Consider the following 18,778-nt stretch of genomic DNA (forward strand, 5'->3'; position numbering starts at 1 on the left):
CTCATGACGCACGCGCTCGTCCTGCTTCTCGCTGTTCTGATTGGTGTCGTCGCGGGGCTTCGGGCGCTGACGCCTCCCGCCGCGGTTGCGTGGGGGGCCATGCTGGGCTGGCTCCCCGTCGAGGGCACCTGGGCCGAATGGATGGCTCACCCCATCACGGTCACGGTGCTCACGATCCTGCTAGTCGTCGAGTTGATCACCGACCAACTGCCGAAGACGCCACCCCGAACGGTTCCGCCGCAGTTCATCGCCCGGTTGCTCACCGGCGCCTTCGCGGGCGCCGTCATCGGCGCCGGGTTCCACCACACGTTCAGTGCGCTGGGCGCAGGCATGGTCGGCGCGGTGCTGGGCACACTGGGCGGATTCCACGCCCGCCGTGCGCTGGTGGCCAAGAACGGCGGACGCGACCTGCCCATCGCAGCCACCGAGGACGTCATCGCCGTGGTCGGTGGTTTCGCCGTGGCCGCCCTCGTCGCGACGCTGTGATGGCCGACATGCCACGCGAATTCGACGCGATCGTCATCGGCGCCGGGCAGGCGGGCCCGCCGCTCGCAGGCCGATTCACCGACGCCGGGCAGACGGTGGCGGTCATCGAGCGCAAGCTCGTCGGCGGAACCTGCGTCAACTACGGTTGCATACCGACCAAGACGCTGGTGGCGAGCGCGCACGCGGCCCACATCGCCAGGCGTGGCTCGGATTTCGGTGTCGGTACCGGTGACGTCACGGTCGACATGGCGAAGGTGAAGGCACGCAAGGACCGGATCATGCTCGACGACCGCTCCGGCCTGGAGTCCTGGCTCGACGGGATGGACGGGTGCACCCTGATCCGCGGCCACGCCCGCTTCGAGGGGCCGAACACCATCCGCGTCGGCGACGAGTTGCTCACCGCTCCCAAGATCTTCCTCAACGTCGGCGGGCGCGCCACCGTGCCACCGATCCCCGGGCTCGACGACGTCGACTACCTCACCAACGTCGGAATCCTCGACCTCGACGAGCTGCCAGAACACCTGGTGGTCATCGGCGGCAGTTACATCGCGCTCGAGTTCGCGCAGATGTACCGGCGTTTCGGCGCCCGGGTGACCGTCGTGGAGCGCGGGTCACGGCTGACGGCCCGCGAGGACGAAGACGTGTCCGCCGCGATCAAGGAGATCCTCGAGGCCGAGGGCATCGACGTCCACCTCGACGCGACCGAGATGCGAGTCGAGAAGCACGACAACGGATCCGGTGGCTTCGATCTCTACACCCGCGACGGGGCCGAGCCGGTGTCGGGAACGCACCTGCTGGTGGCGACCGGCCGCAAGCCGAATACCGACGACCTCGGCCTCGACGCCGCCGGTGTGACCACCGACGCCCACGGCTACGTCGAGACCGATGACCAGTTGCGCACGAGCGTCGACGGCATCTGGGCGATGGGGGACTGCAACGGCAAGGGTGCCTTCACCCACACGTCCTACAACGACTTCGAGATCGTCGCGGCCAACCTGTTCGACGACGACCCGCGGCGGGTGAGCGACCGGATCACTACCTACGCGCTCTACACCGATCCGCCACTCGGCCGGGCGGGCATGTCGGTCGACGAGGTACGCAAGACGGGGCGAAAGGCGTTGGTGGGCAAGCGTCCGATGACACGCGTCGGTCGTGCCGTGGAGAAGGGCGAGACTCAGGGCTTCATGAAGGTGGTCGTGGACGCGGAGACCGAGCAGATCCTCGGCGCCGCGATCCTCGGTGTGGGTGGCGACGAGGTGATCCAGGACATCCTCGACGTGATGACCGCCAAGCTGCCCTACACCGCGATCTCCCGCACCATGCACATCCACCCGACGGTGGGCGAGCTGGTGCCGACGATGCTGCAGGATCTCAAGCCGCTGAAGTAGCTTGGCCCGCAACGCGTCCGGCGATCAGCTGCCGCGTCACGACGGCGACGCGGTGGCCGAGGTGCTCGCACGTGCGCAGGTCGGCGGGGTGCACCTGCTCGGGGTCGGCGTCCACGTCGGTCTGCGATCCGGCACCGAGCCAGAACCCCAACCGGTTGAGGTCGTGCTCGCTGCCTGCCGCACTGTTCCACCCAGGGCCCAGCCCGAGATTCACCCAGTGCATGTGGTGCTGTGCGGCGAAGACCGCCAGCGACACCAGCGCGGTGAGCTTGTCACCGCTCTTGGCACCGGAGTTGACGAAGCCCGCGGCCACCTTGTCGCGCCACGTGCCGAGCGCGCACCGTTGACCGGTCCGCTCCGCGAACGTCTGAAACCCCGCGGCCACGTTGCCCATGTAGGTGGCGCTCCCGAACACGATGGCGTCGGCGGCGTCGAGCAGCTCTCAGTCCGGGTCGGTGATGTCGGCGACGGCGATCGACGTCACCTCCGCTCCGCCCGACTTTGCGCCCGCTGCGACCGCCGCGGCGAGCGTGGCGGTGTGGCCGAATCCCGAGTAGTGGCATACCGCCACGCGCGGCAGCTCGACGTCGTTGGTCATGAATCCTCCTCAGGGAAGCGGTGATACGCCTGCGATGTCCTGGTACCGGTCGGCCCAGTTGGGTAGCGGTCTGCCGTCGAGGTGTGCCTCGAGCCGGTCGAGGAAGGCCTGGGTGCCGGGGCGGAAACCGTTGGCGTTCGGGATGCCGAGGCCCCGGTGCGTGAAGGTCAGCAGGGTGCCGTCCCCGTCCGGTGTCAGCTCGTACCGCACGACGCCGGGTTCGACGATCACCTGATTCCATTCGTGCTCGAACACGTGCGGCGGGTCCCAGACCAGGATCCGGCCCGTCATCCGCTTGACGTCCGGCGGCAGCGCCGGGCCGGATGCCACCGTTTCGATGGTGCCGCCGGCGCGGCCGTCGACCGCCGAGCGGCCCATCCAGCGGTCGCGGTGCACCGGTTCGGTCAGGGCGGCCCACACGGCTTCGGGAGGGTGTGCGAGCCGTCGCTCGAATACGAGGACGGCGCGGTCGCCGTCGACGGTGAGTCGTCCCTCGGGATCGGTCATGGTTGGTCTCCGAACGTCGTATCGAGGTGGCGTTCCAAGGCATCGAGGTGATCGGCCCAGTACTGCCGGTGCCGGGAGATCCACTGGTCCATCTCCGTCAGGCCGTCCGCACGCAGGGCGTAGATCCGGCGCTGCGCGTCGGGCCGCACCTCCACCAGCCCGACCTCGCGGAGCACCCGCAGATGCCGTGACACGGTGGGCTGCGCCAGACCGGGCAGTACGTCGACCAGTTCGCCGGCCGTTCGTTCACCCGCCGTCAGCGCGTCGAGCAGTGCGCGCCTGCCCGGATCGGCGACCGCCTCGAATACGTCCACCCCCTGAATATCGCACGAGAGCTATATAGATGCAAGCGCATATACCTAGCCCGTGGTGGCGCGGATCATCCGGATCTGGCCGATCTCTGCGGCGTTCTTCGCGAGTTCGACGTTGAGCCAGGCCGTCATGTGCGCCACCGTGCGACCGGCGTCAGCCGGCCACGGAAATGCCGACGGTCGAGCCAGATCCTCGTCGTCGAGTGCGGTGAGCGCGGTCCGCCATCGGGTGCACAGGTCGCGCAGAGCGGCGATCGCCGCCATGCCGGAGCCCGGCCACGTCACGTCGTGGCGGTCCGGAGGATCTCGCTGCTCCAATCGCGCCAGCGCCGTCGTCCAGTACCAGAGCATCTGCCACGTCAACCAGGCGACGGTGGTCGCTCGGCGGCCACCCGAAGTCGTCTTCGCTCAGCGCCGTGAGGTGTAGTTCGGTCAACGCCCACACCAGCTCGAACTGGTCGAGCAGGATCTCGCGCACCGAGACCGTGGGCATCACCGACGCTGTACGAGCAGCGTCTGCGCCGACGTGCCGATGAAGCCGTGCCGGTCGAAGATCTCGGCGGTGGTCACGCCGATGCCGTCCGGGCCGATGGAACCGCGCGACCGCAGCGCGAAGTCGTTGCCGCGCGGCGAACGGTGCAGGTGCACCGTCGTGTCGGTGTTCATGAACACGAACTCGTCCGGGTCGATCGCGGCACCTACGCCATTCGCGGAGTCGACGACCATCGCCAACCGCTGCAGATCGGTCAGGGGATCCTCGTCGACCAGGTGGCCCAGCGGGCTCATCCACACCACGGCGGCGTCCCCGTCGGCGGTGGCCTGCTTGCGCCAACTGACCGTCTCCAGATAACCGGGCGCTCCCAGCCAGGCGTGCGAGTTGGGCACCTCCTCGCCCTCGACCAGGGCGGGATAACGGTCGGTGGCCGCGTCGGCGGTGTCGCTGGGCGCCAGCAGCCACGCGCTCACGCGTCCCACGGCGCGTTCCGCGCCGTCGGGCCGGACGGCCAGCATCTCCGCCATCACCAGCGAGATGCGCTTGCCGGGACGGTCCACCCAGGCCCGAACCTTCACGGGCGCAACCGGAATGGCTCCGAGGATGTCGAGGGTCAACCGACCCACCCGCAGACCCCCGCCGGTCCCGAGTTCCTCGATCGCCTTCGTCATCAACGCCAACGGTGGCGACCCGTGCTGGATCGTCGGGTCCCAGTTGCTCGCCGTACCCATCGTCGACTCGAACACGTGGAAGTCACCGCCGTCGGGCAGTCGACGGTAGTGCGGATCGATCACGCGGCGGGCTCCGTCACCTGGGGCCAGCCGGGGTAGGGCGGCGGTGTGCCACCGAAGACGGGGCAGTGCTCGTGGTGAGCGCACCAGTCGCACATCCGCGACGGCATGGGCCTGAAGTCACCGGTCTGTCCGGCCGCCTGAATGGCGCGCCACATCGCCATCAGCGTCTTCTCGAACCTGATCAGTTCATCGAGATCGGGGCTGTAGTCCAGCACCTGGCCGTCGGCGAGGTAGATGAGCCGCAGCCGGGCAGGCAACACGTCGCGGGAGCGCAGCAGCGCAACGGCATAGAACTTCATCTGGAACATCGCCTTGGCCTCGGCGAGCGCACGGGCCGCCGGGGGCGCCTTCCCGGTCTTGTAGTCCACCACCCGCATCTCGCCGGTCGGGGCGACGTCGATCCGGTCGACGAAGCCGCGCAGCAGCGTGCCGTCGGCGAGTTCGACCTCGACGCGCTGCTCGCAGCTCTGCGGGTCGAACCGCGTCGGATCCTCGAGCCGGTAGTACCCCGACAGCAGTTTCCCGGCCTGCTCGAGCATCTCGGCCCGCAGTTCCGGTGCGAACTCCGCCGCGAAGTCGGGACGTTCGACTGCCACCCGCTCCCACGCGGGCTCGATCAACGACATCGCGGTGGCGGGCCCACGGTCCGCGGCGGGCAGCGAGTACAGCTGCTCGAGTGCGGCGTGCACCAGCGTGCCGCGAACCTGGGCGGGCGACGACGGCTCGGGCAGGCGGTCGATCGCGCGGAACCGGTACAGCAGCGGGCACTGCTTGAAGTCGCTGGCCCGTGACGGCGACAGGGCAGGGCGACGCGGCGGCTCGGCGGCACGCCCCTGCAGCTGATCGGTCACCAGACCAGCCTATGACCGGGGTCGGACAACCCCGGGCACCGGCTCCGGCGCGCCCGGTGGCAGGCTGAACCGCTGTGAACCGCACCGGTCCGTTCGTCGTAGGAGATCGCGTACAGCTGACCGACGCCAAGGGACGCCACTACACGATGGTCCTCAAGCCGGGCGACGAGTTCCACACCCATCGCGGTGCGATCGCGCACGACAACGTCATCGATCAGCCCGAGGGCAGCGTCGTGAAGTCCACCAACGGCGACTCGTTCCTCGTCCTGCGCCCGCTGCTGATCGACTACGTGCTGTCGATGCCGCGCGGTGCCCAGGTGATCTACCCGAAGGACGCTGCGCAGATCGTCCACGAGGGCGACGTCTTCCCGGGCGCCCGCGTCCTCGAGGCAGGCGCCGGCTCGGGTGCGTTGACCTGCTCGCTGCTGCGCGCCGTCGGGCCGCAGGGCACCGTCACCTCCTACGAGATCCGCGACGACCACGCCCCGACCGCGGTGCGCAACGTCGAGACGTTCTTCGGCGAGCGGCCACCGAACTGGGACCTGCGCGTCGCCGACCTCGCCGACTACGACGGCGGGGAGGTCGACCGGGTGGTGCTCGACATGCTGGCGCCATGGGAGGTGCTCGAGGCCGTCGGCAGGGCGCTCATCCCCGGCGGGGTCCTCATGGTCTACGTCGCGACGGTGACCCAGCTGTCCCGCACCGTCGAGGCACTGCGCGAACAGCAGTGCTGGACCGAGCCGCGAGCTTGGGAGAGCCTGCAGCGGGGCTGGGACGTCGTCGGCCTCGCCGTGCGACCCCAGCACTCGATGCGCGGCCACACCGCATTCCTGATCAGCGCCCGCAAGTTGGCCCCCGGCGCGGTCACTCCCACGCCGCTACGGCGCAAGCGCCACCTCTAGCAGGCAGCGCTCAGTCGTCGGTGCTGCGGCGCAGACCCCGTCGCGTGGACAGCAGTTCGATCTCGGGGCGCATCGCGACCAGACGCTCGGCCTTGTCGAGCACGTCGACGACGTGGGCGCGGTCGGCCGCCACGACGGCCACGCCGATGCCCGCGCGACGGTGCAGATCGAGGTCGCCCGTCTCGGCGGCCGTGACCGAGAACCGCCGCCGGAGTTCGGCGATCACCGGCCGCACCACCGAACGCTTCTCCTTGAGGGAGTGCACGTCACCGAGCAGAACGTCGAATTCGAGCCAGCCGATCCACACGTCGGTCAGCGCGGCGGAGTCGGCTGCCCGGCGGGGCGCAGCAGGGGAAGGAGTTGTTCGGCACTGCGCCGGGTGATCTGCCACCCGCCGCGGAACGGGGTGAACTCCATCGGGTAGGTGAACGGTCGCAGAGCCGGGTCGGATCCGGTCAGCGTCAGGGTAGCGGTGACGTTGCCGGGCCGCGGCGCCCACGCCACGTCGGTCGCGGCGACCGTCAGCGGGGCGTAACCATTGGCGGCGAGCGCTTGGCCGAAGTTGACCAGGGCCGGTTCGTCGTCCACCGAGCCGTACTGCAGGAGGCCGGTCTTCTGCTCAGCGGGAACCGAAGGGTCGGCCAGTTGGTACAGGACGGCGGTCAGGGCGTCCGTGGCAGGCAGCGGGGCAGCCGCGGGGGCGGCGGTCGTGGCGGGTTGCATGCGCGGCGCAGAGGGTTCGGCGCGGTCGGCACCACACCCGGACAGCCCGAACGCCGCCACCAATATGGTGACGGCGCTCGGGACTGCTACGAGGGTGCGGCGCACCGTGAGGGTCAGCCCACGGACGACAGAAGGGCCAGCGCCGACTGCTTGGAGAGCTGCCAGCCGGTGGGGCTGGGCCCGTTCACGAAGGTGACCGGCTGCGAGGCGGTGGCCCCGTTGGCGGCGGTGGCGGTGACGAACGCGGTGGCGACCGGGCCGTTCTGGTCCACGTTCGCGATCACGAAGTTCAACGGGAAGTAGCCCTTGGCTGCGGCATCGCGGTACTTGGTGTCGGCCAGCCGGGTCTCCACGCGGCCCAGGCCGCCCTCGATGTAGGACTCCTTGCTGGAGAACGAGCCGGGTCCGACGAGACCGTTGAGGGTCTGCACCAGGGGTGCCTGCAGGTCGGGGGCGGGAGCCTGCGGCATCGGCAGGTCCCAGACGACCGGCGTGATCGCGGGCGCGGCGGACGACGCGCTCGAAGCAATCGACGTCACACCACCCGCGGCTGCGGCAACCACAACAGCTGCGGTCATGCCGGTAACGAGGGTTTTCAGGGTCACGACGGTCCTTTCATTCGGGCCAACTTCATCAGAGGTTATCAGCGTGCCTGGTGTGTCGAATTACTACACCGCACACGAAGACTGAATCGCCGGTAGCGTTGAAGTCGTTACTGCACCAAAGTTCGGGTGCGGGGAGGAGCGCAATCATGAGTGAGTCGGAGCGTTCGGGAGCCAGCCCAGAAGACTTCACTGCTTCCATGTCCAGCAACGAAGCTGCTGAGTTGGAGGAACTCCGTCGGGAGGCGGCGGTGCTGCGCGATCAACTCGCGCAGGTCGCCGGTGCGCCCGCCGGGTCGCGGAGCCCGCGAGACGTCCACCAACTGGAAGCCAGGATCGATTCGCTCGCGGCACGCAACGCGAAGCTGATGGACACCCTCAAGGAGGCGCGGCAGCAGTTGCTCGCGCTGCGCGAGGAAGTCGACCGGCTCGGGCAGCCGCCGAGCGGCTACGGAGTCCTGCTGGCCACACACGAGGACGACACGGTCGACGTGTTCACCTCTGGTCGCAAGATGCGCCTCACCTGCTCACCGAACATCGACACCGCCGAACTCAAGCAGGGCCAGACCGTTCGCCTCAACGAGGCGCTGACCGTCGTCGAGGCCGGTTCGTTCGAGTCGGTCGGCGAGATCAGCACGCTGCGCGAGGTCCTCTCCGACGGGCACCGTGCCCTCGTCGTCGGCCACGCCGACGAGGAGCGCATCGTGTGGCTCGCCGAGCCGCTGGTCGCCGCGGAGTTCCTCACCGAGGGCGCACCGCTGGCCGACGACGAACCCAACGACGACTCCCGGCCGCGCAAGCTCCGCCCGGGCGACTCGCTGCTCGTCGACACCAAGGCCGGCTACGCGTTCGAGCGCGTGCCCAAGGCCGAGGTCGAGGATCTCGTGCTGGAGGAGGTGCCGGACGTCAGCTACGAGGACATCGGTGGCCTGACCCGGCAGATCGAGCAGATCCGCGATGCCGTCGAACTGCCGTTCCTGCACAAGGACCTCTACCGCGAGTACTCACTGCGTCCGCCGAAGGGCGTGCTGCTCTACGGCCCGCCCGGCTGCGGCAAGACGCTGATCGCCAAGGCGGTCGCGAACTCGCTGGCGAAGAAGATGGCGGAGCTGCGCGGCGAGGACTCTCGCGAGGCGAAGTCGTACTTCCTCAACATCAAGGGCCCCGAGTTGCTCAACAAGTTCGTCGGCGAGACCGAGCGGCACATCCGCATGATCTTCCAGCGGGCTCGCGAGAAGGCGTCCGAGGGCACCCCGGTGATCGTGTTCTTCGACGAGATGGACTCGATCTTCCGCACCCGCGGCACCGGCGTCAGCTCCGACGTGGAGACCACGGTCGTGCCTCAGCTGCTGTCCGAGATCGACGGTGTCGAGGGCCTGGAGAACGTCATCGTGATCGGCGCGTCCAACCGCGAGGACATGATCGACCCGGCGATCCTGCGGCCCGGCCGCCTGGACGTCAAGATCAAGATCGAGCGCCCGGATGCCGAAGCGGCACAGGACATCTTCAGCAAGTACCTGACCGAGAACCTCCCCGTGCACGCCGACGACCTCGCCGAGTTCAACGGCGACCGGGCGTTGACGGTCAAGACGATGATCGAGAAGGTCGTCGACCGGATGTACGCCGAGGTCGACGAGAACAGGTTCCTGGAGGTCACCTACGCCAACGGTGACAAGGAAGTCATGTACTTCAAGGACTTCAACTCCGGGGCGATGATCCAGAACGTGGTCGACAAGGCCAAGAAGTTCGCGATCAAGTCGGTGCTGGAGAGCGGTCAGCACGGCCTGCGCATCCAGCACCTGCTGGACTCGATCGTCGACGAGTTCGCCGAGAACGAGGACCTGCCCAACACCACCAATCCGGATGACTGGGCACGGATCTCGGGCAAGAAGGGCGAGCGGATCGTCTACATCCGCACGCTCGTCACAGGCAAGTCGTCGAGCGCGTCGCGGGCCATCGACACCGAATCGAACCTGGGCCAATACCTCTAGCGGCTGCCGCTAGGTCCTCTCGAGTGCGAGGTACACGTCGCGCCCGGCGAGGCTCACCGCCACGTCCGCGATCAACGGGTCGAAGAACCGCTGGCGGTACAGCGGGTCGACGCTGGTGCTCACGGTGAAGTAGAGGCCGGACAGCACCCCGACGAGTAGCGACATGTGCACCACCGTCTGTGGCACGGGAACGTGGACGCCGAACCACGTTCCCGCGCACGGTGGTTCGCCGACCGCGCAGTACTCCTCCGCCGACCACAGCACGGCCACCTCGTCGGGTATGGCGATGGTCCCCAGTGCGAGGTAGAACAAGAACAGCCCGGCGGTGAAGAACACCACCTGAATGGCCTGGGACACCACCATCACCGCGACGACGTTGACCTGTTCGCCGCGGGACAGCGGCAGGCGTACCCCCGGATCGGGATGGCCGGACAGCGGAGTGTCGGCGAGCAATTGGGCGGTGTCGGTCTGCTCGGCGCGGTCCTCGCGCAGCGCCCGTACCTCGTCGCGGATGGTGGTCACCATGAACGCCAGCGCCACCAGCGCGAGGAATCCGATGACCTCCCACAGACGTTGGCGCGTCATCCGTGCGGCCAACTGCCACAGCTCGCCGGTGAAGTACACGACGACGGTCAGCATCAGCAGCGGCAGCGCCCGGCTCATCAGGGTGCCAAGGGCTCCCAGTTGCACCCACGCGAACCGGAAGGCCCACGCGGCGATCGCGCCGAATCCCAGATAGGTCAACCAGATCGCCAGCAGCGTGATCGCGATGAACGCCGGCGCCTCGGCCGCCGCCTCCGCGGTCCAGCCGCTGACCGTGATCGGCATGACCACGACGAGAGCGTGATCACCAGCGTCGCGGCGCTCCGTCGGCCGGCATCTCTGAGCCGGGTGTCCATCCGGTGCAGCAGGTGCAGCGCGAACGGGGCCGCGACGAGCAGTGCGGCGATGATGCCGAGCCGCAGCGCGTACCCATAGTCCGGGGCGTCGCCGGTCACCTCCGCCAGCAGCATCGTCACCGCCGTCAACGCCCCGACGCCGCTGACCATCGGTGCCGAGCGCTTGATCAGATCGCGCGACCGCACCCGCCGCGTCAGCACCAGTGGCAGACCGCGATGCAGGAACCAGTCGTGGATCTGCTGCATCTGCAGCGCTTCGGGCACGGTCGAAATTGTGATGGACTGGACCGACTATGGCGAGAGGGTTGAACTGGGGCATCTCGGCGCGTTCGGCATTCGTCGCGGCGTCCATGGTGTTCGTGGCCCTGGCCGTCGCCGGTGCGGGTCTGGCCGCGGTGCAGTACCAGACGATGCTCTACGGCGTCGACAGCGCCGCCGCGTCGCGGGTCGAAGCGCTCGCCGAGGAGGTCCGGTTCGCCGGACCGGACGCCGTCGATCCCGCTCTGCTGGACACCGACGAGCGGATCGTGGCCGTGCAGATCATCTCGTCCGACGGGTCGGTGGTGCGGCACTCGGCGTCGGCCCCGACGACGCCGCTGCTGCCGATCTCCGAGGTCGGCACCGGGCTCCTGATCGGAATCCCCGGGGACAGCTCGCCCTACGGGCGCATCCGCTTCGGCGCGCAGACCGTCGACGGACCCGAGGGGCGCTACACGATCCTGGTCGGCGAGGGCAGCGCCACCATCGTCTCGACGGTGCGCAACGTCGCCATCGTGCTCGCGCTCGCCGCGCCCGTCGTCATCGGTGTCTCGGGGCTGGCGACCTACCTGCTGGTGCGCCGCTCGATGCGGTCGGTCGACGAGATCCGTTCCCGCGTAGCGGACATCAGTACCTCCGACCTGACCGGCCGGGTGCCGGTGCCCGCCAGCCGCGACGAGATCGCCGCACTGGCCGTCACGATGAACGAGATGCTCGCCCGCATCGAGGCGGGGCACGCGGCACAGCAGCGGTTCGTCGGAGACGCTTCGCACGAGTTGCGCAGCCCGCTGACGACGATCATCTCGGCGCTGGAGGTGGCCGTCGCGCACCCGGAGGTCTTCGACGCCGAACTTGCCGCAGGCACGCTGATTCCCGAGGCGCAGCGGATGAAGGCATTGATCGACGACCTGCTGCTACTCGCCCGTGCCGACGAGCGCGGCCTGACCGTCGCGCGCGACGACGTGGACCTCGACGACGTCGTCGCCACCGAGGTCGACCGCCTGCGCCGGCGCACCACCTTGACGGTGCGCTCGGTCATCCCGCCCGCCCGCATGACGGGGGATGCGGCCGCGCTCTCGCGGGCGGTGCGCAATCTGCTCGACAATGCGGCGCGACACGCCAACTCGCGCATCGACGTCACGGTGACCGCCGAAGCCGACCGGCTGCTCGTCGAGGTCTGCGACGACGGTTCGGGCATTCCGCCTGCCGACCGGATCCGCGTCTTCGACCGCTTCGTCCGGCTCGACCCCGACCGGTCGCGCACCGCGGGCGGCACCGGCCTGGGGCTTGCGATCGTCCGTGAGATCGTCGCTGCCCATGGCGGCACGGTGACGATCGGGGACCGCGACGGCGTGGGAACCGCGGTCAGCCTTCAGCTTCCGCTGACGTGGGCGCCGGAGTCGAGACGGTAACCGACGCCGCGGATGGTCTGAATCGTGTTGGTGCCGAACGGGATGTCGATCTTGCGGCGGACGTAGCCGACGTACACCTCGACGACGTTGTCGGCGCCCTCGTAGTGTGCGTCCCAGACGTTCTGCAGGATCTCGGTCTTGGTGACCACGGTGTCCTTGTTGCGCATCAGGAACTCGAGCAGACCGTATTCGCGCGGCGTCAGGGGAATCTGGGTCGAGTCCCGGTGCACCATCCGGCGTGACGGGTCCAGTGTCAGCGATCCCGCGGTGAGGATCGCGGGTCGCTGGGGTGCCGAACGCCGGACCAACGCACGCAGCCGCGCCACCAGCACGATGAACGAGAACGGCTTGGTCATGTAGTCGTCGGCGCCGAGGTCGAAGGCGTCGGTCTGGTCGTACTCGCCGTCCTTGGCGGTCAGCATCAACACCGGTGTCCAGACGTCCTTGGCCCGCATCCGCCGCAGCACCTCGTAGCCGTTCAGGCCGGGCAGCATGATGTCGAGGACGATGACGTCGAAGTCGTTCTCCACGGCCTGCCACAGGCCGTCGACGCCGTTGGCCGCCTCGACGACCACGCAGCCCTCGGCCCGCAGTCCGATGGCGAGGGTGGACGCCAACAGGGGTTCGTCTTCGACGACAAGCACCTTCATCGCGACGTGGATTCTGCCATCACCCGGCCGACCACCCGCCCGGCGGCGTCCCTAGTTCATGTTCCAGGGCTGGCCGTAGGTGGTGACGCTGTCACCGGTGCTCGAGATCAGCCGGGCGAATGGACGCAGCAGCACGCCACCGGCGGCACCGGTCACAGTGCCGTGCGCGTTGGACACCGCGACGGAACCGTCAAGTCCGGCGACATCGACCGAGAACGTGGCGACCTCCTGGATGCCGGGGCCGTTGCCCAGGTCGGCACTGATCGAGACGCCGGGGAACAGGTTCGGGGTGATGACCGAGTCGAGGCCGAACGGCGGACCGGTGATGTCGGCCGAGTCCAACAGGATGTTCGGGGTGGTGTACGAGAAGTTGATTCCGACACCCAGCGACCAGGGGAAGCCGATCTGATACCCCAGCTCCAGCGTGCCCTCGAACTCCTCGGCACCGGGGCCTGCGACGACGTAGCGGGCCTTGCCCGAGTGGAACCACTCGCGGGTGAGCCGGTTGCGATCCAGCGGGAACACGCCGTTGAGGAACGTGTCCCACTGCTGGATCGTCAGCGTGCGGTCCTTGCCGTCGACGAGACTCAACTCGTTGTCAGCCCGGCGTGAGCGGTACCGGTGCTCGCGAACAATGCCGCGACGGTGGCGACGAGCGCGACGAAACTCCTACTGATGGCCTTCATTTCTCCCTCTGCACGACTCGACGTTGGCGGCGAGGTTGGCAGACCACCGCTGAGAGGACGCTGAGGAACTGATTCATGCCTGCTGCGGAATGTGTTGTAGGACACATGCATCCGTCGGGATGCCCGTCGCAGCGGACCGTGCCGCTCGGTCTCGGGCAACGCGCCGACCGGTCGAAACGAGCGTCACCTAGGCTTGACGCATGCAACGGATCATCGGGACGGAGGTCGAGTACGGCATCTCATCGCCGTCCGATCCGACCGCGAACCCGATCCTGACGTCGACGCAAGCCGTGCTCGCCTATGCGGCCGCCGCCGGGATCCAGCGGGCCAAGCGCACCAGGTGGGACTACGAGGTCGAATCGCCGCTGCGCGACGCGCGCGGGTTCGATCTGAGCAGGGCGTCGGGACCGCCTCCGGTGGTGGATGCCGACGAGGTCGGCGCGGCCAACATGATCCTCACCAACGGGGCCCGGCTCTACGTCGACCACGCGCACCCGGAGTACTCCGCGCCCGAGGTCACCGACCCGATGGACGCCGTGATCTGGGACAAGGCGGGGGAGCGGGTCATGGAGGCCGCGGCGCGCCACGTCGCCAGCGTGCCGGGGGCCGCCAAGCTGCAGCTCTACAAGAACAACGTCGACGGCAAGGGCGCCTCGTACGGCACCCACGAGAACTACCTGATGTCCCGCCAGACGCCGTTCTCGGCGATCATCTCGGGGTTCACGCCGTTCCTGGTTTCGCGCCAGATCGTGACCGGCTCGGGACGGGTCGGCATCGGCCCGGCCGGTGACGAGCCCGGCTTCCAGCTGACCCAGCGCGCCGACTACATCGAGGTCGAGGTCGGACTCGAGACCACGCTCAAGCGCGGCATCATCAACACCCGCGACGAGCCGCACGCCGACGCCGACAAGTACCGCCGGCTGCACGTGATCATCGGTGACGCCAACCTGGCCGAGACGTCGACCTACCTCAAGGTCGGCACGTCCTCCCTGGTGCTCGACCTCATCGAGGAGGGGCCCGCCCACGGCCTCGACCTCTCCGACCTCGCGTTGGCCCGGCCCGTGCACGCGGTGCACGTCATCAGCCGCGACCCCACCCTGCGCGCCACGGTGGCACTCGCCGACGGCCGGGAGCTGACGGCGCTGGCGCTGCAACGCATCTACCTGGAGCGGGTGGCCAAGCTGGTCGACGCCCGGGACCCGGACCCGCGGGCATCCCACGTCCTGCAGACCTGGGCAGAGGTGCTCGACCTGCTCGAACGCGATCCGATGGAATGCGCCGAAATCCTGGACTGGCCTGCCAAGCTGCGGTTGCTCGAGGGCTTCCGCCGCCGCGAGAACCTGGCGTGGTCGGCGCCCCGGCTGCAGCTCGTCGACCTGCAGTACTCCGACGTGCGACTGGACAAGGGGCTCTACAACCGGCTGGTCGCCCGCGGGTCGATGAAGCGGCTCGTCACCGAGCAGCAGGTCATCGACGCCGTCGACAACCCGCCCACCGACACCCGGGCGTACTTCCGCGGTGAGTGCCTGCGCCGCTTCGGCGCCGACATCGCCGCCGCGAGTTGGGACTCGGTGATCTTCGACCTGGGTGGCGACTCGCTGGTGCGGATTCCCACGCTCGAGCCGCTGCGCGGAAGCAAGGCGCACGTCGGGGCGTTGCTCGATTCGGTGGACAGCGCCGCGGAACTCGTCGAGCAACTCACGAACTAAGCGGGCACACCATCCCGGCTCGTGTGGCAGGGGACCGGTAGTGTGGTGTGACTGACGGGCAGCTGTGAGTCCGTCGCAAAGACGCAGGAGGCAGCGGTGGCTCAGGAGCAGACCAAGCGCGGTGGTGGTGGCGGCGATGACGACGACGCCACCGGCAGCACGTCAGCAGGCCAGGAGCGTCGCGAGAAGCTGACTGAGGAGACCGACGACCTCCTCGACGAGATCGACGACGTCCTCGAGGAGAACGCCGAGGACTTCGTGCGCGCCTACGTTCAAAAGGGTGGCCAGTGACCTGGTCGAATCGCGACAGGCAAGCCATCAACCCCTCGATCTCCGGGCTTCCCGGAGCGCCATCGCTACAGGTGGATTCATCGTCGTTCTCCGAACTGCTGCGTAGGCAGGCGCCGCACTTGCTGCCTGCCTCGGGCCCGGCCGATGGCTCGCCGTCGCCGACGAACGCGGTGCCGCACGGCACCACGATCGTCGCGCTGAAGTTCCCCGGTGGCGTGCTGATCGCCGGTGACCGCCGGTCCACGCAGGGCAACATGATCGCCGGACGCGACGTGCAGAAGGTCTACGTGACCGACGACTACACGGCCACCGGCATCGCGGGTACCGCTGCCATCGCCGTCGAGTTCGCCCGGTTGTACGCCGTCGAACTCGAGCACTACGAGAAGCTCGAAGGCGTTCCGCTGACGTTCGCGGGCAAGGTCAACCGACTCGCGATCATGGTGCGCGGCAACCTCGGTGCCGCGTTGCAGGGCTTCATCGCCCTGCCGCTGCTCGTCGGCTTCGACCTCGACGACAAGGAGCCTGCCGCGGCGGGCCGCATCGTGTCGTTCGACGCCGCGGGTGGGTGGAACGTCGAGGTGGAAGGCTATCAGTCGGTCGGCTCGGGCTCGATCTTCGCCAAGTCGTCGATCAAGAAGCTGTACTCGCGGGTCACCGACGCGGAATCGGCGCTGCGCGTCGCCGTGGAGGCGCTCTACGATGCGGCCGACGACGACTCGGCCACCGGCGGGCCGGACCTGGTCCGGGGCATCTACCCGACCGCGGTCGTGATCGGCGCCGACGGCGCGGAGGAGATCGCCGAGGAGCGCATCGCCCGACTCGCACGCGAGGTCATCGAAAGTCGTTCGCGGGCCGACACGTTCGGCCCCGACTCGGCCAATCACCCGGGAGAGGTCGACCTGTGAGCTTCCCGTACTTCATCTCGCCCGAACAGGCGATGCGGGAGCGCAGCGAACTCGCGCGCAAGGGCATCTCCCGCGGGCGCAGCGTCGTCGTGCTGGCCTACTCCGGCGGCGTGCTGTTCGTCGCCGAGAACCCGTCTCGGTCACTGCAGAAGGTCAGCGAACTCTACGACCGCGTCGGCTTCGCCGCGGTGGGCCGATTCAACGAGTTCGACAACCTGCGCCGAGGTGGCATCCAGTTCGCCGACACCCGTGGTTACGCCTACGACCGGCGCGACGTGACCGGCAGGCAGCTGGCCAACGTATACGCACAGACGCTCGGCACCATCTTCACCGAACAGGCCAAGCCGTACGAGGTGGAGCTGTGCGTGGCGGAGGTGGCCCACTTCGGCGAGACGAAAGCGCCTGAGCTGTACCGCATCACGTACGACGGGTCGATCGCTGACGAGCCGCACTTCGTGGTCATGGGTGGCACCACCGAGCCCATCGCGACGGCGCTCAACGAGTCCTACGCCGAGAACTCCACCCTGGAAGAGGCCGCCAGAATCGCGGTGGACGCCCTGCGCACCGGCGCAGCCGCCGCCAACGGCGCCGAGACCCGCACGCTCGGGGCGTCCACCCTGGAGGTGGCCGTACTCGACGCCAACCGCCCGCGGCGCGCCTTCCGGCGCATCACCGGCTCGGCGCTGGAAGCGCTGATCCCGGAGGCCGAGACCCCCGAACCCGCCGCCGAGTAAATCCGTTCACCCCAACCGCACGGCGCGGAACACGTCGAGTGGGTAATGTCCCATCTCGTCGAGAAGGGGTGACCCATGGACGGTGAACCGGACCTGTACATCGGGGGACGGTGGTGCCACGCCTCCGACCGCGGTACCAGGGACGTCGTCAACCCGGCGGACGGATCGATCGCCGCAGTCGTCGACGAGGCGACCCCCGACGATGCCACCGCCGCGATCGCGGCCGCCCGCGCCGCGTTCGACGACGGGCCGTGGCCCGACACGGCGGTCGCCGAACGCGCCGCCGTGCTCGACCGGATCGCCGACCTGCTGCAGCGGGACAAGGAAGAGCTGTCGCTGCTGGAGACCCGCGACACCGGAAAGACGCTGGCGGAGAGCAGGATCGACATCGACGACGTCACGTCGGTGTTCCGCTACTACGCGAGGCTGATCGCCGTCGCGGCCGACCGCCTCGTCGACGTCGGTGATCCCGCGATCGTCAGCCGCGTCGTGCGCGAGCCGATCGGCGTGTGCGTGCTGATCGCCCCGTGGAACTACCCCCTGCTGCAGATGTCGTGGAAGGTGGCGCCCGCGTTGGCCGCCGGCTGCACGATGGTCGCCAAGCCCAGCGAGGTGACCCCACTGTCCACGATCGCGTTCACCCACCTCGTCGAGGAGGCGGGCGTTCCCGCTGGTGTCGTGAACCTGGTGCAGGGCAGCGGCGCAGTGCTCGGCGAGGCGCTGACGACCTCGGCCGACGTCGACTTCATCTCGTTCACCGGCGGGTTGGCCACGGGCGCCACCATCTCGAGGGCCGCGGCCGACAACGTCACCAAGGTCGCCGTCGAACTCGGCGGCAAGAACCCTCACATCGTGTTCGCCGACGTCGCGACGGACGTCGCCGGGCACTCGGACTGGGACGCCGCCGTCGACCACGTGCTCACCGGCGTCTTCCTGCACTCGGGGCAGGTCTGTTCGGCGGGCACGCGGCTGATCGTCGAGGAGTCGATCGCCGACGACTTCGTCAGCGCACTCGCCGCACGGGCCGAGACGATCCGCATGGGCGACGGCATGGATCCCGCCAGCGAGACCGGACCGCTGGTGTCCGAGCAGCATCGGGCGAAGGTCGAATCGTATGTGCAGCTCGGCATCTCGGAGGGCGCCAAGCTGATCACCGGCGGCGCGCGACCGAGTGACCCCGCACTGGCCGACGGCAGCTTCTACCTGCCCACCATCTTCGACCACTGCGACCGGTCGATGCGGATCGTGCAGGAGGAGACCTTTGGGCCGATCCTCACCGTGGAGCGGTTCACCGACGAGGCCGAGGCCATACGCCTGGGCAACGACACGGAATACGGTCTGGCAGCCGGGGTTCGGACCTCCGACCCGGCGCGGGGCCAGCGGGTCGCGCGCGCCCTGCGGCACGGCACGGTGTGGCTCAACGACTTCGGCTATTACACCGCGGCCGCCGAGTGGGGCGGCTACGGCAAGTCGGGCAACGGGCGCGAACTGGGTCCGTCCGGTCTGGCCGAATACCAGGAGACCAAGCACATCTGGCACAACACGGCACCGGCGCCCGCCGGCTGGTTCAAGGGCTAGGGGAGGACGC

At 68.7% G+C, this 18,778-nt stretch carries 19 protein-coding genes and 3 pseudogenes; 10 read left to right on the top strand and 12 right to left on the bottom strand.

Annotation, left to right across the window (positions count from 1 at the left end; all coding sequences use genetic code 11):
* The first annotated feature begins 3 nt into the window (after nt 1-3).
* Nucleotides 4-486 carry a DUF4126 family protein gene (locus G6N61_RS02555; RefSeq protein ID WP_163917040.1) on the top strand — a complete coding sequence of 161 codons (483 nt, stop codon included), beginning with the start codon at nt 4-6 and terminating at the stop codon, nt 484-486.
* 8 nt (nt 487-494) lie between these two features.
* Entirely contained in the window at nt 495-1,874 is a 1,380-nt protein-coding gene (locus tag G6N61_RS02560; protein ID WP_163917042.1) for an FAD-containing oxidoreductase, read from the top strand.
* Here G6N61_RS02560 and G6N61_RS02565 read toward each other — a convergent pair.
* The 6 genes and pseudogenes from G6N61_RS02565 to G6N61_RS02590 all read right to left on the bottom strand — a co-directional run bounded on the left by G6N61_RS02565 (nt 1,858) and on the right by G6N61_RS02590 (nt 5,428).
* Nucleotides 1,858-2,472: pseudogene (locus G6N61_RS02565) on the bottom strand (flavodoxin family protein). The gene G6N61_RS02560 and the pseudogene G6N61_RS02565 overlap by 17 nt on opposite strands.
* Nucleotides 2,473-2,481: 9 nt before the next feature.
* Nucleotides 2,482-2,979 carry an SRPBCC family protein gene (locus G6N61_RS02570; RefSeq protein WP_163917045.1) on the bottom strand — a complete coding sequence of 166 codons (498 nt, stop codon included), beginning with the start codon at nt 2,977-2,979 and terminating at the stop codon, nt 2,482-2,484.
* Nucleotides 2,976-3,293: an ArsR/SmtB family transcription factor gene (locus G6N61_RS02575; RefSeq protein WP_163917047.1), complete on the bottom strand. Its 318-nt coding sequence runs from the start codon at nt 3,291-3,293 to the stop codon at nt 2,976-2,978. Before G6N61_RS02575 ends, G6N61_RS02570 begins: the two co-directional genes overlap by 4 nt.
* Nucleotides 3,294-3,338: 45 nt before the next feature.
* Nucleotides 3,339-3,653: a DinB family protein gene (locus tag G6N61_RS02580; protein WP_235887376.1), complete on the bottom strand. Its 315-nt coding sequence runs from the start codon at nt 3,651-3,653 to the stop codon at nt 3,339-3,341.
* Nucleotides 3,654-3,782: 129 nt separating this feature from the next.
* On the bottom strand, nt 3,783-4,577 hold the full coding sequence (locus tag G6N61_RS02585; protein WP_163917049.1) for a thioesterase family protein: 795 nt from the start codon (nt 4,575-4,577) through the stop codon (nt 3,783-3,785).
* Nucleotides 4,574-5,428, bottom strand: coding sequence for a RecB family exonuclease (locus tag G6N61_RS02590; protein WP_235887377.1), 855 nt, complete (start codon nt 5,426-5,428; stop codon nt 4,574-4,576). Before G6N61_RS02590 ends, G6N61_RS02585 begins: the two co-directional genes overlap by 4 nt.
* A gap of 74 nt (nt 5,429-5,502) precedes the next feature.
* Between G6N61_RS02590 and G6N61_RS02595 the strand changes: the two genes are divergently transcribed.
* Nucleotides 5,503-6,330, top strand: coding sequence for a tRNA (adenine-N1)-methyltransferase (locus G6N61_RS02595; protein WP_163917051.1), 828 nt, complete (start codon nt 5,503-5,505; stop codon nt 6,328-6,330).
* A 10-nt stretch (nt 6,331-6,340) separates the two neighbouring features.
* Here G6N61_RS02595 and G6N61_RS02600 read toward each other — a convergent pair whose 3' ends face one another.
* The 3 genes from G6N61_RS02600 to G6N61_RS02610 are packed head-to-tail and all read right to left on the bottom strand — an operon-like array spanning nt 6,341 to nt 7,658.
* Nucleotides 6,341-6,637, bottom strand: coding sequence for a DUF503 domain-containing protein (locus tag G6N61_RS02600; protein ID WP_163917053.1), 297 nt, complete (start codon nt 6,635-6,637; stop codon nt 6,341-6,343).
* A 5-nt stretch (nt 6,638-6,642) separates the two neighbouring features.
* On the bottom strand, nt 6,643-7,158 hold the full coding sequence (locus G6N61_RS02605) for a lipoprotein LppK (protein ID WP_163917056.1): 516 nt from the start codon (nt 7,156-7,158) through the stop codon (nt 6,643-6,645).
* Between the two features lie 8 nt (nt 7,159-7,166).
* Nucleotides 7,167-7,658, bottom strand: a complete 492-nt coding sequence (locus G6N61_RS02610) for an MTB12 family secreted protein (protein WP_163917058.1) — start codon at nt 7,656-7,658, stop codon at nt 7,167-7,169.
* 146 nt (nt 7,659-7,804) lie between these two features.
* Between G6N61_RS02610 and arc the strand changes: the two genes are divergently transcribed.
* Nucleotides 7,805-9,646, top strand: a complete 1,842-nt coding sequence (gene arc, locus G6N61_RS02615; RefSeq protein ID WP_163917060.1) for a proteasome ATPase — start codon at nt 7,805-7,807, stop codon at nt 9,644-9,646.
* Between the two features lie 9 nt (nt 9,647-9,655).
* Here the strand turns inward: arc and G6N61_RS02620 are convergent.
* Nucleotides 9,656-10,791, bottom strand: a pseudogene (locus tag G6N61_RS02620) (hypothetical protein).
* A gap of 47 nt (nt 10,792-10,838) precedes the next feature.
* Between G6N61_RS02620 and G6N61_RS02625 the strand changes: the two are divergent.
* A complete protein-coding gene (locus G6N61_RS02625) occupies nt 10,839-12,215 on the top strand; it encodes a sensor histidine kinase (protein ID WP_163917063.1) in 1,377 nt (458 codons plus the stop codon).
* Here G6N61_RS02625 and G6N61_RS02630 read toward each other — a convergent pair.
* Together G6N61_RS02630 and G6N61_RS02635 are read right to left on the bottom strand one after the other, a co-directional pair.
* Nucleotides 12,176-12,865: a response regulator transcription factor gene (locus G6N61_RS02630; RefSeq protein WP_163917065.1), complete on the bottom strand. Its 690-nt coding sequence runs from the start codon at nt 12,863-12,865 to the stop codon at nt 12,176-12,178. The two genes, G6N61_RS02625 and G6N61_RS02630, sit on opposite strands and share 40 nt — an antisense overlap.
* Before the next feature lie 51 nt (nt 12,866-12,916).
* Nucleotides 12,917-13,551: pseudogene (locus tag G6N61_RS02635) on the bottom strand (MspA family porin).
* Between the two features lie 200 nt (nt 13,552-13,751).
* Here G6N61_RS02635 and dop point away from each other — a divergent pair.
* The 5 genes from dop (at nt 13,752) to G6N61_RS02660 (ending at nt 18,768) form a co-directional block, all read left to right on the top strand.
* Nucleotides 13,752-15,260 carry a depupylase/deamidase Dop gene (gene dop / locus G6N61_RS02640; RefSeq protein ID WP_163917067.1) on the top strand — a complete coding sequence of 503 codons (1,509 nt, stop codon included), beginning with the start codon at nt 13,752-13,754 and terminating at the stop codon, nt 15,258-15,260.
* A gap of 96 nt (nt 15,261-15,356) precedes the next feature.
* Nucleotides 15,357-15,551, top strand: a complete 195-nt coding sequence (locus G6N61_RS02645) for a ubiquitin-like protein Pup (RefSeq protein WP_163917069.1) — start codon at nt 15,357-15,359, stop codon at nt 15,549-15,551.
* Between the two features lie 26 nt (nt 15,552-15,577).
* Complete coding sequence (gene prcB, locus G6N61_RS02650; protein WP_407666467.1) at nt 15,578-16,456, top strand: proteasome subunit beta; 879 nt, start codon at nt 15,578-15,580, stop codon at nt 16,454-16,456.
* Nucleotides 16,453-17,190, top strand: a complete 738-nt coding sequence (gene prcA, locus G6N61_RS02655; protein ID WP_163917073.1) for a proteasome subunit alpha — start codon at nt 16,453-16,455, stop codon at nt 17,188-17,190. Before prcB ends, prcA begins: the two co-directional genes overlap by 4 nt.
* A gap of 75 nt (nt 17,191-17,265) precedes the next feature.
* Nucleotides 17,266-18,768: an aldehyde dehydrogenase family protein gene (locus G6N61_RS02660; RefSeq protein WP_163917075.1), complete on the top strand. Its 1,503-nt coding sequence runs from the start codon at nt 17,266-17,268 to the stop codon at nt 18,766-18,768.
* Nucleotides 18,769-18,778: the final 10 nt, after the last annotated feature.

It is taken from the genome of Mycolicibacterium arabiense (assembly GCF_010731815.2).
In the GTDB taxonomy this organism is placed as follows: Bacteria; Actinomycetota; Actinomycetes; order Mycobacteriales; family Mycobacteriaceae; genus Mycobacterium; species Mycobacterium arabiense.

Coding starts and splice junctions, on each gene's coding strand:
- G6N61_RS02555 (WP_163917040.1), top strand. CDS start 4: ATGACGCACGCGCTCGTCCTGCTTCTCGCTGTTCTGATTGGTGTCGTC.
- G6N61_RS02560 (WP_163917042.1), top strand. CDS start 495: ATGCCACGCGAATTCGACGCGATCGTCATCGGCGCCGGGCAGGCGGGC.
- G6N61_RS02570 (WP_163917045.1), bottom strand. CDS start 2,979: ATGACCGATCCCGAGGGACGACTCACCGTCGACGGCGACCGCGCCGTC.
- arc (WP_163917060.1), top strand. CDS start 7,805: ATGAGTGAGTCGGAGCGTTCGGGAGCCAGCCCAGAAGACTTCACTGCT.
- G6N61_RS02625 (WP_163917063.1), top strand. CDS start 10,839: ATGGCGAGAGGGTTGAACTGGGGCATCTCGGCGCGTTCGGCATTCGTC.
- G6N61_RS02630 (WP_163917065.1), bottom strand. CDS start 12,865: ATGAAGGTGCTTGTCGTCGAAGACGAACCCCTGTTGGCGTCCACCCTC.
- dop (WP_163917067.1), top strand. CDS start 13,752: ATGCAACGGATCATCGGGACGGAGGTCGAGTACGGCATCTCATCGCCG.
- G6N61_RS02660 (WP_163917075.1), top strand. CDS start 17,266: ATGGACGGTGAACCGGACCTGTACATCGGGGGACGGTGGTGCCACGCC.